Origin of the sequence: Aeromonas sp. s13 (genome assembly GCF_040907905.1) — a bacterium.
GTDB lineage: Bacteria > Pseudomonadota > Gammaproteobacteria > Enterobacterales > Aeromonadaceae > Aeromonas > Aeromonas veronii.
The window spans coordinates 63,048-79,896 of sequence record NZ_JBFOCS010000072.1 but is presented as its reverse complement, the minus strand read 5'-3'; the positions used below and the strand labels follow the sequence as shown (position 1 = coordinate 79,896).

13 protein-coding genes are annotated in these 16,849 nt (G+C 41.6%); 11 read left to right on the top strand and 2 right to left on the bottom strand.

Going from position 1 to position 16,849, the window contains the following annotated elements; translation table 11 throughout:
- Positions 1-4 precede the first annotated feature (4 nt).
- The 11 genes from AB5Y82_RS14820 to AB5Y82_RS14770 all read left to right on the top strand — a co-directional run bounded on the left by AB5Y82_RS14820 (position 5) and on the right by AB5Y82_RS14770 (position 14,316).
- Complete coding sequence (locus AB5Y82_RS14820) at positions 5-976, top strand: glycosyltransferase (protein WP_139444493.1); 972 nt, start codon at positions 5-7, stop codon at positions 974-976.
- On the top strand, positions 973-2,130 hold the full coding sequence (glf, locus tag AB5Y82_RS14815; RefSeq protein ID WP_139444494.1) for a UDP-galactopyranose mutase: 1,158 nt from the start codon (positions 973-975) through the stop codon (positions 2,128-2,130). Before AB5Y82_RS14820 ends, glf begins: the two co-directional genes overlap by 4 nt.
- A gap of 3 nt (positions 2,131-2,133) precedes the next feature.
- Positions 2,134-3,198, top strand: coding sequence for a GDP-mannose 4,6-dehydratase (gene gmd, locus AB5Y82_RS14810; RefSeq protein WP_111899756.1), 1,065 nt, complete (start codon positions 2,134-2,136; stop codon positions 3,196-3,198).
- Positions 3,199-3,201: 3 nt separating this feature from the next.
- The gene (locus AB5Y82_RS14805; protein WP_111899757.1) at positions 3,202-5,034 is read left to right on the top strand and encodes a radical SAM protein; all 1,833 of its coding nucleotides are present in this window, start codon (positions 3,202-3,204) and stop codon (positions 5,032-5,034) included.
- Positions 5,031-6,935 carry a glycosyltransferase gene (locus AB5Y82_RS14800; protein WP_368174162.1) on the top strand — a complete coding sequence of 635 codons (1,905 nt, stop codon included), beginning with the start codon at positions 5,031-5,033 and terminating at the stop codon, positions 6,933-6,935. Before AB5Y82_RS14805 ends, AB5Y82_RS14800 begins: the two co-directional genes overlap by 4 nt.
- Positions 6,932-7,777 (top strand): sugar nucleotide-binding protein, encoded by an 846-nt coding sequence (locus tag AB5Y82_RS14795; protein WP_080741235.1) that lies wholly within the window; start codon positions 6,932-6,934, stop codon positions 7,775-7,777. Before AB5Y82_RS14800 ends, AB5Y82_RS14795 begins: the two co-directional genes overlap by 4 nt.
- 17 nt (positions 7,778-7,794) lie before the next feature.
- A complete protein-coding gene (locus AB5Y82_RS14790) occupies positions 7,795-8,139 on the top strand; it encodes a cupin domain-containing protein (RefSeq protein ID WP_162632497.1) in 345 nt (114 codons plus the stop codon).
- A gap of 24 nt (positions 8,140-8,163) precedes the next feature.
- A complete protein-coding gene (locus AB5Y82_RS14785; RefSeq protein ID WP_159143519.1) occupies positions 8,164-10,002 on the top strand; it encodes a radical SAM protein in 1,839 nt (612 codons plus the stop codon).
- Positions 10,003-10,159: 157 nt separating this feature from the next.
- Positions 10,160-11,941: a glycosyltransferase gene (locus AB5Y82_RS14780; RefSeq protein ID WP_159143520.1), complete on the top strand. Its 1,782-nt coding sequence runs from the start codon at positions 10,160-10,162 to the stop codon at positions 11,939-11,941.
- Positions 11,942-12,041: 100 nt separating this feature from the next.
- Positions 12,042-13,223 (top strand): class I SAM-dependent methyltransferase, encoded by a 1,182-nt coding sequence (locus tag AB5Y82_RS14775; RefSeq protein WP_043819487.1) that lies wholly within the window; start codon positions 12,042-12,044, stop codon positions 13,221-13,223.
- A 37-nt stretch (positions 13,224-13,260) separates the two neighbouring features.
- On the top strand, positions 13,261-14,316 hold the full coding sequence (locus AB5Y82_RS14770) for a class I SAM-dependent methyltransferase (RefSeq protein ID WP_111899761.1): 1,056 nt from the start codon (positions 13,261-13,263) through the stop codon (positions 14,314-14,316).
- 259 nt (positions 14,317-14,575) lie between these two features.
- Here the strand turns inward: AB5Y82_RS14770 and pseC are convergent, their stop codons facing one another.
- Positions 14,576-15,715: a UDP-4-amino-4,6-dideoxy-N-acetyl-beta-L-altrosamine transaminase gene (gene pseC, locus AB5Y82_RS14765; protein WP_043819493.1), complete on the bottom strand. Its 1,140-nt coding sequence runs from the start codon at positions 15,713-15,715 to the stop codon at positions 14,576-14,578.
- Positions 15,712-16,716, bottom strand: coding sequence for a UDP-N-acetylglucosamine 4,6-dehydratase (inverting) (pseB, locus tag AB5Y82_RS14760; RefSeq protein ID WP_043819496.1), 1,005 nt, complete (start codon positions 16,714-16,716; stop codon positions 15,712-15,714). Before pseB ends, pseC begins: the two co-directional genes overlap by 4 nt.
- Positions 16,717-16,849: the final 133 nt, after the last annotated feature.

Below are 16,849 nucleotides of genomic sequence, written 5' to 3'. Positions count from 1 at the left end.
CTCTATGAAAGTCAGCGTACTGGTGCCGGTGTATAACCTCGGGCGCTTTATCGAGCCCTGTCTGCTAAGTCTGCTGGAACAGCAAACCAATTTCGATTTTGAAGTGATCGCCATTGATGACGGCTCGAGCGATGACTCCTGGGCCATTATGCAGCGGCTAGCGCAGCAGTGGCCGCAACTCAAGGCACTACAGAATTCGCAGAATATGGGGTTGGCCAAGACCCAGAAACGCTTGTTGAGAGAGGCGAACGGCGAATATATCGCCTATGTAGACGGGGATGATCTGGCTCTGCCGGGCAAGCTGCAACGTCAGGCAGATTATCTGGACGTGCATTCCGGTTGCACCCTTTGCTACCACGAAGCGGAGATGTTTGATGATGAAACTGGCGCACGGATCAAGCTATTCACCCGTGATTATTACAATGCCCGCTATCTTGAACCCGTGATGACACGGGAGGCATTGATCCGCTTCGGGGTGTTCGTCAATGCAAGTTCCATAATGTTCCGCCGTTATGAAGGGATGGAAAATGCCATCGATGAGGGGTGCAAGATCATCCTCGATTATCCCTGGCACATCTTGAACCTCTCCCACAATACGGGGACGCTGGATTTTATCCCCGAATTATTGGGCCGCTATCGCTTCCATACCCAGAGCTTTGGCGGACAGACCCGCAAATCGGCAGAACGTCGTGAGCAGTCGCTGCGCGATCTGCTGCGCGCCTGTGATAACGCCGCTGCGTTTGGGGCGGATCCTGTGGCCATTGCCCAGGGGCGTGCCCATCACTATTACTCTGCCGCACTCTACTTTCTGCGGCAGGATGACGTTGCCCGCTTCACGCAGCTTATCGAACAGTCAGTTACCGAGGTAGCGAAGCTGGCGCCAGGCTGGTTCTTCGATGAGCGACACCAACTGGCTTGGATGCAGCGGGCCCATCCAGCACGGGTTATGCAACAACTGTTTGGAGAGGCGGCATGAGTTATCAGGCGATCGTCATTGGCGCCGGGCTCTCCGGTGCCGTCATGGCTGAGCGAATGGCCAGCCAGCTCGGTTGGAAGGTACTTGTACTGGAGCAGCGCGATCATATCGGTGGCAACTGCTTTGACGAGTATGATGCGCATGGGGTGTTGATCCATCGCTATGGACCGCACCTCTTCCATACCGATAACAAGGAAGTCTGGGATTACCTGTCGCAGTTTACCGAGTGGCTGCCTTATGAGCATCGTGTGTTGTCACGCATCGACGGGCAGTTGGTGCCGATCCCGTTCAACCTGACCAGCATCGAACGTTGCTTCCAGGCCGACAAAGCCGCCGCCATGATTGATGCCTTGCGCACCCGGTTTGGTGATGGTGCCAGAGTACCGATCCTAGAGCTACGCAAAGAGGCGCATCCCCTGTTGGGTGAATTGGCTGATTTCATCTATCAGAAAGCCTTCGTCAACTACACCAGTAAACAGTGGGGGGTACCGCCCGAGCAGATCTCCCCCGAGGTGACGGCACGAGTGCCCGTGGTGGTGAGTCGGGATGATCGCTACTTCACCGATCCCTGGCAGGCGGTGCCGGCGGAAGGCTATACCGCAATGTTTGAGCGGATGCTCGCACACCCGCTGATTGAAGTGAGGTTGTCGACACCTATGGTGCAGCGTGTCTCGTTGGACTGGGAAAAGAAATTAATTCTTTTGGATGGGGATGTTTTTAACGGCCCAGTCATTTACACCGGTATGATTGATGCACTTATTCCGGATAATCCCGAGCCACTACCATATCGCTCATTACGTTTTGAACATCAGCATATTAAGCAAGCGCAATTTCAACCGGTGGCGACGGTCAACTATCCCAATGAAGAGCCGTATACCCGTATTACTGAGTTTAAACACCTGACTGGACAATTGAAATTAGATACCAGTATTGTTACTGAGTATCCATGTGACTATCTTCCAGAATATGGCCTAGAGCCTTATTATCCCGTGCTACAAGATTTTACGGTGAATCGATATCTACTATATAAAGATACCTTAGAGAAAATGAAAAATTTATTTCTCCTCGGTAGACTAGCTGAATACAAGTATTTTGATATGGATGATATTGTCGCTAATAGTTTGGAAAAATTCAGAGTTTTCAATAGAGGATAATAAATGAAAACCGCTTTGATTATTGGTGTGACTGGTCAAGATGGCTCATACCTTGCCGAGTTTTTGATTGGTAAGGGGTATATTGTTCATGGCGTAAAACGTCGGACCTCGATGTTTAACACTGGAAGAATTGAACACCTGTATCAGGATGTCCATGTTCGAGAAAGACAGTTTCATCTTCATCATGGTGATATCACTGATTCCAGCAATATATTGCGTTTGATCCAGCAAATTCAGCCGGATGAAATCTATAATTTGGCTGCTCAGAGTCATGTGGCTGTGTCTTTCGAGCAACCTGAATATACGGCTAATGTGGATGCCTTGGGGCCTCTGCGGATTCTTGAAGCTATCCGAATTTTAGGGCTGCAGAATAAAACTAGGTTTTATCAAGCCTCTACATCAGAACTATATGGATTGGTTCAAACTATACCGCAAAATGAGAACACACCTTTCTATCCGCGCTCTCCTTATGGGGTGGCAAAGCTGTATGCATACTGGATTACCGTAAACTATCGTGAGGCATATGGTATCTATGCATGTAATGGTATATTGTTTAATCATGAATCTAGCCGGCGTGGTGAAACCTTCGTAACCAGAAAAATAACTCGTGGTTTATCTCGAATTAAAGTAGGGTTGGATGAAAAATTATATCTTGGCAATCTTGATTCTCTAAGAGACTGGGGACACGCCAAAGATTATGTCGAAATGCAATGGCTTATGCTGCAACAGGACAACCCAGAAGACTATGTAATAGCCACAGGACAGCAACACAGTGTCAGAGAGTTCGTTGTACGCTGCGCCAAAAAACTTGGAATGAATATCGAATGGCGTGGACAAGGTGTTGATGAGAAAGGTTATGATCAAAATGGTCGGTGCATTGTAGAAGTTGACCCATTTTATTTTAGACCGACAGAGGTTGAAACATTGTTGGGAGATGCATCAAAAGCTCGCAAAGAGTTAGGTTGGGAGCCATCAATAACTTTTGAAGAGATGGTGGATGAAATGATTGAGCACGATCTCATTGAAGCTAAGCAGACACTGCTCTTGCAAACAACGAAACTGGACTAAATCATGAAAATTTTTCTGAGCAATCCTCCTTGGTATCATAAACCGACTGCGGAATCACCTGGTTGGCATGGTGTGCGCGCAGGTTCTCGTTGGCCTCATACATTTCCGTATTATTCGCATACAGATGAAAACGGTACTATTTCTGAACTACGAAATAGCTACAAGCCATTTCCATTCTGGTTGGCCACAGCGACCAGTATGTTGAATGAACTACCCGGTTTTGAGGTCGAATTAAGAGACTCGATCGCTCTCTCAGAAAGCTACACGGCATTCTATGATGCGTTTTGTACATCTCATCCAGATATTCTTGTCTTGGAGACCGCATCAGCAACATTGGAGCACGACCTAGAGATCATCGTACAGCTCAGGAAATTTAACTCTGATTTAACCGTAGTTTTGACCGGTTTGCATATTGAACTGGACTCACCAGAGTTTTTAAAAAAACACGCAAGCATTGATTACATCGTTTATGGTGAATATGAACTTTCATTAGTGAGTCTTCTCGAGGCATTAAGAGATAAAAAAACACTTTCTAACGTTCCTGGATTATTATATCGAAATGATGATGGTTCTATTATAAAAAATTCATTTAGCGTAGGAAGATCAGTGGTCGATTTCCCTTGGCCTTATCGGGATCCCGTGGTCTCCCTTGCCTATAATGACACCGCAAGTGGCCTCCCAATGCCACAACTGCAGATCATGGCTACCCGTGGTTGTCCATATGGGTGCATATTTTGCATTTGGCCGCAGATGTTCTATCGCAGTGGTAAGTATAGAAAACGTACAGTTGAAGATGTGGTCGATGAAATTGAGCACAACATGAAAACGGGTCACTATGCAAGCTTTTATCTGGATGATGACACATTCAATATAAACAGCAGATTTGTTATTGAACTTTCTCAAGAAATAAAAAAGAGAGGGTTACATAATTACCCGTGGGGTGCGATGGGACGGGCCGATTTGATTGACCAAGTCCAGGTCGACGCATTGAAGGAAGCCGGGTTATATAGTGTAAAATACGGTGTAGAATCAGCAGATCAAACCGTATTGAATAGTTCTGGTAAGCACATTGATATTAATAAAGTGATTCGTGGCATTGAGTTGACTCATAATGCAGGTATAAAGGTTCATCTAACTTTTACCATCGGACTTCCAAATGACACACATGATACAATAAATCAGACAATTGACCTTGCATGTTCGCTACCTTGTGAGTCAGTGCAGTTTTCCATAGCGACACCTTATCCAGGAACCAGTATGTATGACATATATAAGGATAAGGACTGGTTAGTGTCTGACAAATGGTCTGACTATGTAGGTTCAACCAAGGCGGTTAGTAAGACGGATACGTTGACACCTGAGGATTTGGAGCATTATCAAAAGCTCGCAATGTCACGCTACGCAGAGGCAGATGCACGGCGTAAAGTGACGGATGATAAATTTATTGTTAATTTAAAAGAGCGCCTGGCGGTTATTGGTAATGACGGACGTCCCATATTATTATTTCAGTCTGCTCGAGTGTCATTTACCAAAGCACTTCTGACTACCTTGTTAAACCTTGGCCACAATGTACATGTATTATGCCATGAGCGCTTCTGTGATGAATTTAGAGCTCTCATTAAGGATAGCCAGTTACATTCATTCTCTAAATCCAGCAACTTTGACTTTATGCAATTAAAAGATCTCTGTGACAATCTGAGTGGTCACTTTTGTGGTGCATTAATTCCCTATAGTCACCGGTTTGGCTCAGGTTATGCTGAGGTAGAGAAAATGGCTCTCGTTGCAACAGGGAAGATAATAGCAGGTGTAAATTTGGATGGAGAATTTATAAAGTGAGCCACCCAATACTTGTTGTTGGCGCATTTGACTATCCTTACATAAATAATCATTGGCTTGAGCCATTAAGTATAATATCTAACGAAAATCTCATATCAGTTGATGTTAACGTATTACTTTCTATTTTATCTACAGAAGATGTTGAAAAATATCTAAAGAAGATAATTAAAGAATTTGAAGTGCGATATGTTTTTTTCTATCATGATCTTATCTTTGCAGATCTGAGTGATAGTTTTTTTTCGGAAATAAAAGAAATCACTAAAGTTATTACATTCTACGCCGACGATGAGCCACCAGTATGGTTTCAAAGGAATGTTCGATTTGATCACCATTATTCATATATAGCTACGCATTCCGCTTCAGCTATCGAAAAAAGAAAGGAGCAGTTTCCTGAACGGGAATGCTATTATCTTCCTTGGGGATTTAACCCTCGCATCATAAAATATGACATGAGCGAAGATAAGCATCAGTACAATTATGATGTGATATTTATTGGCCGTAACAAAGATTCGCTAGGGAGCGGCTTATATAGAGAAGATGGTGCAATCCGGGACCAATTATTACAGGCAATTGCCAATGCGGCTAAACATCATGGATGGCGATTTGCGATTTTTGGCTTTGGGTGGGAAAACCACCCAACCTTGGCTCCTTGGTATGCTCGCCAGATTTCGGATGATGAATATCAAAAAGTACTGGCATCGTCACGCATAGCCTTCAATCCTGGTTATGCGTGGGATGGTCAGTCATTAAAGCCTCAAGTAAAACTACGCCATTTTGAAGTTGCGGCTAACGGATATGCAATGCAGCTGACTAATGAGAATGCCGAGCTTGGTACTCTTTTTGAGGAGAATAAGGAAATAGTATTCTATGATAAAGCTGCTGACTTAGTTGAAAAGATAAAATATTGGTTAGATAAACCGCAAAAGTGTGCCAGTCTTGCAAATTTAGCTAAGAATAAAGCTTTTAAACAACACACAATTGATGGTCGACTTCGTGATTTAATGAACAGCTGTAAAGTGAGCACGCCAGTCTGTAATAACGTTAGAAAGATTGAAAAATTAGCTTTTAATGAAAATATTGAGCATTTAAAGGCGCAACTTGAGTTATCAACCGCTGAATATGTTTATATCTGTCCGAAAGGAACTGAGGTTCGTATTCCCAACGTGCCGGCATCGCATGCTGTTTTGGAAAGACCTGAGGTAGTCGACTGCGAGCTATTTTCCTATGGCTATAGCAAGCTACGAGATCCTGTACAGCCTCGCAGGGAAGAAATATATGCTTGCCACGTATCAAAAGGTGAGTTTACAGGAAGTATTACGCCAGGTTTAATGAGCATTATTGGTGACGGATTAATTGAAACTCTAAAAATGCCACTCCATACCAGTTTGATTCATCGCGAAACATTGTTGGAATGTCTCTGTGATACAGACAGTATCCATGCATTAAATATTAAACTGGCGTCTTTAAGTAATAGACGTAGCTTGAATACGATACTGATTATAAGGTTTGACTCATGGCTGTGTGGTTATTTCGGGGAAAATACAGTCAGCCCTTTATACTGGCTTCTTGATCGTGTATCAGAACGTTGTATATATGAAAAAAAGAAACTAACTGTATACGGTGTTAGAGGTGATCTGGCTGAGTCAGCAATATCTTATCTGAAAACGTCAAAAGGAATAGATTCACTGATTCTTGTTGATAATGCTCTTAAGGGGAGTAGTCTACCGATAGGATATATATATGGACATGATGATATTTCCTCTATAAAAGACATGATTGTACTCATTTGTGCTGCTATTTCTGGGCCAGCAATAATGGCACAATGTGCATCACTAGATAAAAGTGTGAAAATTTTGCCTCTCTATGATCCTTTCTTCCCTGCGTGGAGTGAATTTACATGAGTAGGACAATATGGATAACAGGTGCCTCTGGTTATATTGGTAGGTACCTAGTGGATGCTTTTTCTAACAGTAAGGACTTTCATGTTATACCCATCGGTGGTCGCTCGGGTAAATCTAATTGGTCCGGAGACTTAACGTCTAATGACTTTGTCTGTCAACTAATCACTAAAAATGGTATCCCCGACATTATTATACACTGTGCAGGGAATAAGAATGTTAAGTGGTTAGAGACAAATAAAAGACAGGCACGAATAGATAATGCTGAAATGGTAGTCAATCTTTGTCGTTTAGTTCCTTCTGCTCATTTTATATTCATTAGCACTGATCATGTTTTTGATGGAGTACAAGGGTTTTACAAAGAGAGTCACCGACCAAACCCTCATACTATATATGGAAAAAGTAAGTATTTAGCAGAGCGATATTTGAGACTATATAGTAAAAAGGCAACCATAGTTAGAACATCAGCTGTATTTGACCGAGATGCAGCATTTCCTGCGATGTTATTAAGCGCCTGGTCTGACAACAAAGTTGTAAGCTGTTTTAGTGACGTGTTTTATAGCCCGTTATATCTTCCGTGTTTTTATGATGGACTTGCCGCCATCATAGATAAAGTTCATTTAGGCACTGTACATCTTGGTGGTGAGCGATGTTCTAGAGTCGAATTTGCTCAGAAACTAGCTAATGTTGCCGGTGTTTCATCGTCTTTAGTTGACGCTTCTTGTTGTCTTTCATCGAATGATATTTTCGATCTTTCTCTAGATTCGACAGCCTCATGGGATTTATTGGGTATGACAACGCCGAAACTTAGCCACTCGCTTCTTGATATGTGGAGTATAGGATGAAGTTCATTGAGTCATATATGAATCGTATGGATGCAAGGGGTGAGGTTATCGGTATATTTAGAGAATTTCCTCTTGCTGAAATAAATATGATTAGAACCTTGGCTGGCCATGCAAGGGGTAATCATTACCATAAGAGTACAAACGAATTTTTTATTGTATTATCAGGTCGGTTACATTTACAAGTGACCACACTGAAAAATGAAATTTTGTTTGATGGTGAGTTATCTGAAGGAGCAATGTTCATTATTGAAAAAAATGAAATACATACTGTAACTGCAATTAGCGATGTGGTTTGGATTAATGGCTTGGATATGAAGTTTTCTGATAGCAATCCGGATTTTCATATCATTACATCTAATTAAATATAAATGATGAAGGTGAACATAATGCGTGTACTTTTTCTTAATCCTCCTTGGTATAAGCTTCCGGAAGACGGCCATGAAGGCTGGCGTGGTGTAAGAGCTGGCTCACGCTGGCCACACACTTTTACTGTTGATAATGCATGCGAAAAAGATGGAATTCTTCCTGGTCTGCTCGGCGGTTATTTACCATTTCCATTCTGGTTGGCAACGGCGGGTGCACTTGCAAAGCAAAGAGGTTTTGAAGCATATGTCAGGGATTCGATAGCTCTGGGTGAGACTTATGATAATTTCTATGGTTTTGTGAATTCATATAATGCTGATGTGATCGTTATCGAAACGGCTTCTGCTACACTGAAGCATGATCTTGCGATAGCAAATAAAATTAAAAATTCACATCCATTGTGTATTGTCGTATTCACCGGATTACATATTGAGTTAGAAGATAAGTCATTCTTGGAGCGTACGCCGATTATTGACTATATAGCATATGGCGAATATGAAGCTAGTGTGATTAAGCTACTTGAGGTCATTCGTGATGGTGTCAGCGATCGTCTCCTGAGTGAAATACCAGGTATTCTTTTCAGAAGTGAGCTACTTGGTGTAGTTAAAACTGAGTTCGGTGAATTGGTTGGTCTTGATTCATTGCCGTGGGCAGAGAGAGAAGATGGATTACCTGCACTAAACTATTTTGATGGTGTATGTGGGTTGCCCCGTCCACAATTACAACTCATGTCAACGCGTGGTTGCCCTTACGGATGTATATTTTGTGTTTGGCCACAAATGTTCTATAAAAGCGGTAAGTATCGCAAACGCACACCGCAAGATGTCGTTGGTGAGATTAAAGCAAATTTGCAACAAATCCCGTACAAGAGTTTCTATATTGATGATGATACTTTCAATATGAGTAAAGCAAGTGTAATCGCTTTGGCTAAAGCGATTACTGATGCTGGGTTAAATACGATTCCATGGGCGACCATGGGGCGTGCGGATAGAATTGATGATGAACAACTAGATGCACTCGTTGAGGCTGGGCTTTACAGTATCAAATATGGTGTCGAATCGGCTGAACAATCAATTCTTGATGCCTCGGAAAAATACATAGATATCAATAAAGTTATTAGTGGTATCCAAAAAACTGCTGCTCGTGGCATCAAAGTCCATTTAACCTTTACCTTTGGTTTACCTGGCGACACGATAGAGACAATTGAGAAAACAATTGATCTCGCATGTGAACTTCCTTGTGACACAGTACAGTTCTCCATTGCGACACCTTACCCCGGTACTCGTATGTACGAAATGTATAAAGAGGCTGGATGGTTACAGAGTGAAAATTGGGAAGATTATGTAGGCTCTACAAAGGCTGTATCTAGAACAGAGAATTTTACTGGTGAACAGTTAGAGTTTTATATAAATGAAGCCTACCGTCGATTTAATATATCAAAACAGAATAAAATGTTCATTCAATGTGAGTATGGGAAAAAACTAAACAATGAACTCCTTTCTAGAAATCCTGGTAAGGATTCAGAAATTATGATCCTGCAATGTGCAAACATATATTTCACAAAGCATTTAATAGCAGAACTAAATAACTTTGGCTGGACAGTTAAGGTATTTACACATGAGCGTTTTGTGAGCGATTTTTTGCAAGTGCTGAATGATGAAAATATATTGGTGTTCAGCAATGTAAAGCATTTCGACTTTGATGAACTAGGTTCTACTTTTAGTCGACTATTAGGTGGTAATTCAATTATTGTCGCGCCTTGTTCCAACTCTGATGGGGCTGGGTATGATGAGGTTCGCAAGATAATGGCTCTTGGTACATTACCCTCTATTATGTTTAGCGTTGATGGGAATATAATTTGATATGAGTAAAATATTGGTAATAGGGGCGTTCAATATTGAATATATACATAACAGCTGTAGGGATCCTTTTAAAGATATATTGGGGGATTCTTGCATTACTCTTAATGCATTGCCCCTTTCTTACTATCTAGGGCGTCATGAATTAGAAAGATACATCATGACTTTAATTGAAGATAGTAAGATAAGTCACGTGTATGTTTATCATGATTGGATAAAGGATATATTTTCCAACGCATTTTGGATTTTACTTAAAAATAAAGCATTGGTATCTGCCTTTTATCCTGATGATGAGCCAGGCATATGGATGGATCTTAATGTAAATAACTACGATCATCATTACAGCAATATTTATACTCATTCAGCTAAAGCTTGTCAGCTTAGAATGGAAATGGGATATGAAAATATTGTTCATTTACCATGGGGATTCAATGGTAATATTATATCACCGCCAGTTAAAGAGAGAGGGCATGATATTGTTTTTGTGGGGAAAAATAAACTCTCAAAAGAGAGTAGAACAAGTTGTGAGGATGGTCTTTTAAGAGACGAGTTGTTGTGTATTTGTGCTGAATTAGCAAAGAGGGCGAATCTTGATTTTGCAATATATGGCTATGGATGGGCTAACCATCCGATATTAGGAGAATTCTCTCGTGGGCAATTAGATGTCAATGAGTTCAGTCGTGTATATGGTAATGCAAAGGTGGTTTTTAACCCTGCATGGGCTCCTGATAGTATGGAGCCTCAAGTTAAGCTACGCCACTTTGAGGTATTTGGCACCGGTGGTAGACAATTAACAAATTTTAATCCTGAACTAATAGAATGCCTTGGTGAGCAGACCTCTGTTATTTATTTTAAAGATAAATGTGATTTTTTGGAAAAACTATTACATTGTCTTCATATTTATAATGATGAACACACAGTTGCAAAAGATAAACTATTGAAACACTCGGTACATAATCGACTTTACGAATTCCTGAGGAAAGTTGATTTTGAGGCCCATAATGTCATAAATACAGATAGAGTTTATAATCTGCACGTTCAAGCTGAGTGGTCATTTAAAGTTATTTTGCAAAATATTAAGGCTTTTTTTGATAAAAATCCTGCAGTCGACTTTGTAACAGTTAATTCAATGCTGGATTCAGCTGCGGTTTATATAGATAATGGCCTTATATGTTCTTATGCTAAAACTGATCAAATAAATAATTTTGGGGTGTTATTTGATTTCTCTGAATTTCAGAATAATCATCTTCATTACTCTGATGGCAATGGTGAGCTGGTTTGTGAGTTTGTAAGTAATTACAGTGATTTTTCCAGTAGCTTATTAGATTGTGTTCCTATGCCATCACATCGGTATATGGTCACTGATAAAAACAATCAATCATATTTCATTGACGGCCTAGTTTTTCCACGTGACATAAATTATGATTGTTTTATGCTTGGCTCATCAATCAACGTAGTGAATGATTGCTCCATACATTATCCCATTGAGTATAAGATTAAAAAAAATGGAGTGTTTCTAAATAAACCTATACAAATACGGAGAAAGTTGTTCGAACACCTGCGAGGGCTTTCTCTGTTAAATCAAGGTGAGCAAATCGCCATATATGGGGTTGGGGGAGAATTTGGTCGTTCTTTGTTAAATTTCACCTCTGTTTATCTGCCCAATTTAGTAATTTATGCTATTGATAATAGGCTGGTCGGAACATATATTGGGAAGCATTATATTTACGACAATAGTATAATTGATATAGCTGCAGTAAAAATAGTATTCATCGCCGCAGAGTCATCTGGTAATGTTATTTATGAGCAGCACTTTAAGACTAGACCTGATATCAGCGTAATTCGCATGTACATGTCAGGTGATAATATAAAAGCCGATGTTGACAAAGCGCTTAATAAGTGTGGCAGTGGTAACTCTCTGCTACCTATTATCTCGTCTTGAAATGGCATCATTTTTTTTGATCTTATCAATTAGATTTTTTCGACCTTTATTACATTAACAATTTGGTTGGTATCTAGTCTTTAATTATGGAGATAAATTCATGCACCCTAAAGTTATCAATGCGTATAATGAACTGGGTTATCGGGTTCATGTTGGAAATAACATGAGTTTTTCTGCTAAAATTATTAACAATGATGGCAAGGTGTTAGATGTTGGTGGGGGAATGTGTGTAGAGGATATTTCATTCTGGTTTTTTTTGAAGAGTATCTGGTCCCCAAGTAGCATGTATATTATTGGTAATGCTTTTGGTTATAGTGCTTTGAATATGGCGGCTATATTTGAAAATGCTGTTATAGATGTAATTGATGCTGAAATTGAAGGCGCTGAGAATGAGCTGGGCTCATCAATTACAAGGAAAATTTCTGAGAGGCATTTCAATCAACTGAATTTATTTAAGGGGTTTTCTCCTGCAGATATTCCTCACAGTCGTAGAAATATAGAGCAAACATATGATTGTTGTATTGTTGATGGGCTTCACACTCCAGAACAGTTAAAGAAAGACTTTATAGGCATAAAGAAGTATCTAAATGAGAGCTCGTTAGTTTATTTTCACGATGCAGGAACTTTCGGGTTGTACTCTGCGGTTGAGGAGTTAGCCAATGACTTCTATGATGAAGGATGGAAGTTTTATCGCTTGGATTTTGTCCCGTTTGGAGTTGCCATTTTATGTCGTGGTTTAGATATGCTGGACTCATGGTTTCGTAGTTTACTTACACCCGTATTGGAATGGAGGGCTGTACCAGCAGTTGATAATGCAATAGGTATTGTAGGAAAGAGAGAGTCAATAATATATAGAGGTAACCTTTACAATCCGACAGCTAAAGAAACCATATTTTGCCCTGACATACAAATTAATCTTTTTCGTTTATGCCTTCTACATTGTAAAGATAAAAATATTTTTATTTATGGCGCTCGTGGTTTTTTAGCTGAAAAAATCATAGATTTCTTATATGCCAATGCAGCAAACTATGACGACTATGATATTACTTTTGTAGATAAGGCTGTATTTGGTTCGAAAATTAAAAATAAATGGAGTGTAATACACCCTGATGTTTTGTTTTCCATGAATAAACTTAATGTCGTGATTGCTGCAGAATTTTCTGGGGCTGATATACAAAATAGCCTCACTGAGAAAATAAACTTCTTGAGCTTATATCCATTGCATGATGTTCACTCTCCTGAATGGGATCTAATTAGAAATGCATATCTGCTAAGTATATAATATTTTTATTAAATTTCATTTTTATAAAGGTCATCACATGATATATAATCCAGCACCAAGCCTGCACTCTCATTATGAGGTTAATAAAATAATAGAAATATGCAATGGTTTAAGTGAAAATAGTATTATTGTTGAAGTTGGTACTTTTTTAGGTGGGACAGCTAACCTAATTCATAATAACGTACATGACTCCGCAAAAATATATTCTATTGATATAAATCAAGATGTTTTAGAAACCAAAGATAAACTTCATGGAAAGAATATATATTTTTTAGATGGTACATCTGATTCTATAGCTGCCCGATGGAACTCCCCAATAGACTTTTTATTTATAGATGGGGGGCACAGGCTTATCGATACGTTGAATGATTTTAATGCTTGGTCCGCTAACCTCAATAATGAAACAATAATTGCATTTCATGACTATGATGAAACTATTGCGGGGGGAGTATATTATATTGGTGTAAAAATAGTTGTTGATACGGTTATGCGTAAAGGAATGCTGTACAACATTGAGCATAACACAACACTGCTGACAGGTACTGCGAATGTTGATTTTATGCGACCAATAAATCTAGATGATTTACTTGAAACAATATCTATAAATATAGTAGAGATAAATTCAACAATTGAGTATTTATCTGATCGATTGCGGGATTGGTTTCTTAATGGTTGTCAAGGAAAGGCTTCAATATTGTTTGAAGACGCCCCCGAGTTGCATTTCCCCAGCAACTCTATAAACATAGGTAAGCATCCAATCTGTTATAAGTTCAACCAGTTAATTTTTACTTATATGTTTCATGAGTGGATTAAGAAACATACAGACGATGCTATGAAAATATCAGGACGTCCAGATATTGGACTTTATCTAGAAATGATGTTGTGGTTAGATGCTGAAAGGCGGATGACTTATCCCAATAAGTGTGCTTTCGATGATATATTTGGAACGTCTTTCTACCCAAGGTCAATCGCGTCTTATGGGCTTACATCTGTTGAGGATCTTGGCAGATTCATGGCTTTAGAGCAGGTAAGATTAAATATGCTCAGTAGAATTACCAATCCCATTTTTGATATTATTGTAAATAATTGGTGAGCGGTCACAGCCCGAATTTTGACTCAGCAAGATACTTTGATAGTTACCATGGAATGCCATATTTCTATACTAAAGGGTTAGTATGGAGCTAGTTATGACCTGACACTGGCCTCAAACCGGTGTCTTTTTTTACGTTACTTTAGTGCCAGTTCCTTCGGTATCAATTTCAGGCCCTTCTTGAATATGCAGTAAGGAGCTGCCCCTCCATCATCCTTCCCTGATATGACTGTCAGAGGGTCGTGTTCGAGTGAATTGAAGGTCAGGTGCATTTATTGGAAAGAGATTCACATATTTTATGCTGACTGAGGATTGGTAATCCTGGGTATAACGGCAGGGTGACGGCTCCAGCGTAAAATTTTTCTGCTTGAGGGCAGTGCCGTACGCTGCCCACAGTCTGGTGCATTGGTTGATGATAAATAGGGATGTAGTGCACGTTGACCCCAATCTCATCTTCATGCATCCGCAGGAACAGGTCACTGCGCTGCGCTGGAACTACGTGGTGCACATATAGATGAAAAGCGCTGCGCCTTTCGGGGGTGAAATAGCGAGGGATAAGGTTTGTTGCCAGCGTTTCGAAGTAGCAACGCGCAAGCACGCCACGTTTCTCGATCCATGTTTCTAAATTCGTCATCTGGCTCAGCCCTAGTGCGGCTTGTATATCAGTCATACGGTAGTTGAAGCCGAGTATTTGCTGCTCATAGTACCAAGGGCCGTCCGGCTCATTGATAAAGTCTTCCGGTTCACGGGTGATGCCATGGCTACGGAGCATGCGCATCGTCTTGGCAATCGCAGGGTCGTTGGTCATGGCCATCCCCCCTTCACCGGTGGTGATGATCTTCACCGGGTGGAAGCTGAAGACGGTGATGTCGCTGTAGCGGCCATTACCGGTTGGTTCATCGTGATAGCGAGCCCCCAAGGCGTGACAGGCATCTTCTATGATGCGAAAGCCATACTCTTGCCCCAAGCGATGGATCTCTTTCATATCGCAAGGGAGGCCGGCAAAGTGCACCGGTATGACCACCTTGGGTAGTTTTCCTTCCGCCTTGGCGGCAATCAGTTTCCTCTCCAGCTCCACTGCGCACATGTTCCCTGTATCGGGCTCAATGTCGACGAAGTCGACTTGTGCACCGCAATAGAGAGCACAGTTGGCGGATGCAACGAAGCTGATGGGCGATGTCCAGACCCAATCCCCGTGGCCGACGCCCAGCGCCAGACAGGCAATATGCAATGCTGCAGTACCTGAATTGACTGCCACCCCAAATTTAGCTCCACAGTAGTCGGCAACCGCTTGCTCGAAGCGTGGAACGACCGGCCCCTGGGTCAGGAAGTCGGACTTGAGAACTTCCACGACAGCATCGATATCTGCCTGGCTGATAGATTGACGGCCGTAGGGGATCATTCTGCTACCTTGCTTTGGTTCATCTTCTGCAGTTGTTTAATAGAGAAAAAGTCAGGGTTGCTGCGAGAGTTGTATTCAAATCCCTGCTCGACCATCTTTCCCTTCTCGCCTGCCGCAGTTTTGGAGAAATCGTTGTTGCGGTTATTGAAGTTGATGGTTGGGCCAATTACGAAGAAGTCATCAAACTCAAAGGTGTGATAAGAGTCATCGGCAGGGCACATCACTTCGTGAAGCTTTTCTCCCGGGCGAATGCCGATGATTTTGTGTGGCAGGTGAGGGGCCATGGCACTGGCCAAATCTGTGATGCGAACAGATGGCAATTTGGGAACGAATATTTCCCCTCCCTTCATCCGCCCAAAATTGTCCAGCACGAAATCCACCCCTTGCTGCAAAGTGATCCAGAAACGCGTCATCTCCTCATGGGTGATGGGCAACGCATCCGCATTCTGGTCAATCAGCTTTTGGAAGAAGGGGACGACAGAGCCGCGAGAACCGACCACGTTGCCGTAGCGGACTACGGCAAAACGGGTAGGATCCTGTCCCGCGATGTTGTTTGCTGCCACGAAGAGCTTGTCTGATGCCAGTTTGGTGGCACCGTAGAGATTGATTGGATTGGCGGCTTTGTCAGTGGAGAGGGCAATAACTTTTTTGACTTGATTGAGCAAAGCGGCCTGGATGACGTTCTCTGCACCATGGATATTGGTTTTAATACACTCCATGGGGTTGTATTCAGCGGCTGGAACCTGTTTCAGTGCTGCTGCATGAACCACGTAATCGACGCCACGCATTGCCATGGTGAGCCGGTTGGCGTCTCGTACATCACCGATAAAATAGCGCATGCAGGGGTCGTTAAACTCCTGCTGCATCTCGAACTGTTTCAGTTCGTCACGAGAATAGATGATTAGCCGTTTCGGCTTATAACGTTCCAGTACTGTCTTGACCAATCGTTGGCCAAACGAGCCGGTGCCACCTGTGATCAGTAGCGTTTTATCGTTGAACATTGTGGGCATCTCGTCATAAAAACAGTAGATGAATCATATGCTAGCAAATAAAGTACCAGCTTTTTTGGCAAAGAGTGTGATCAATTCATAAAAACGGTTTTAAAGCCAAGGGCATCACTCAGGTCTTAATCTC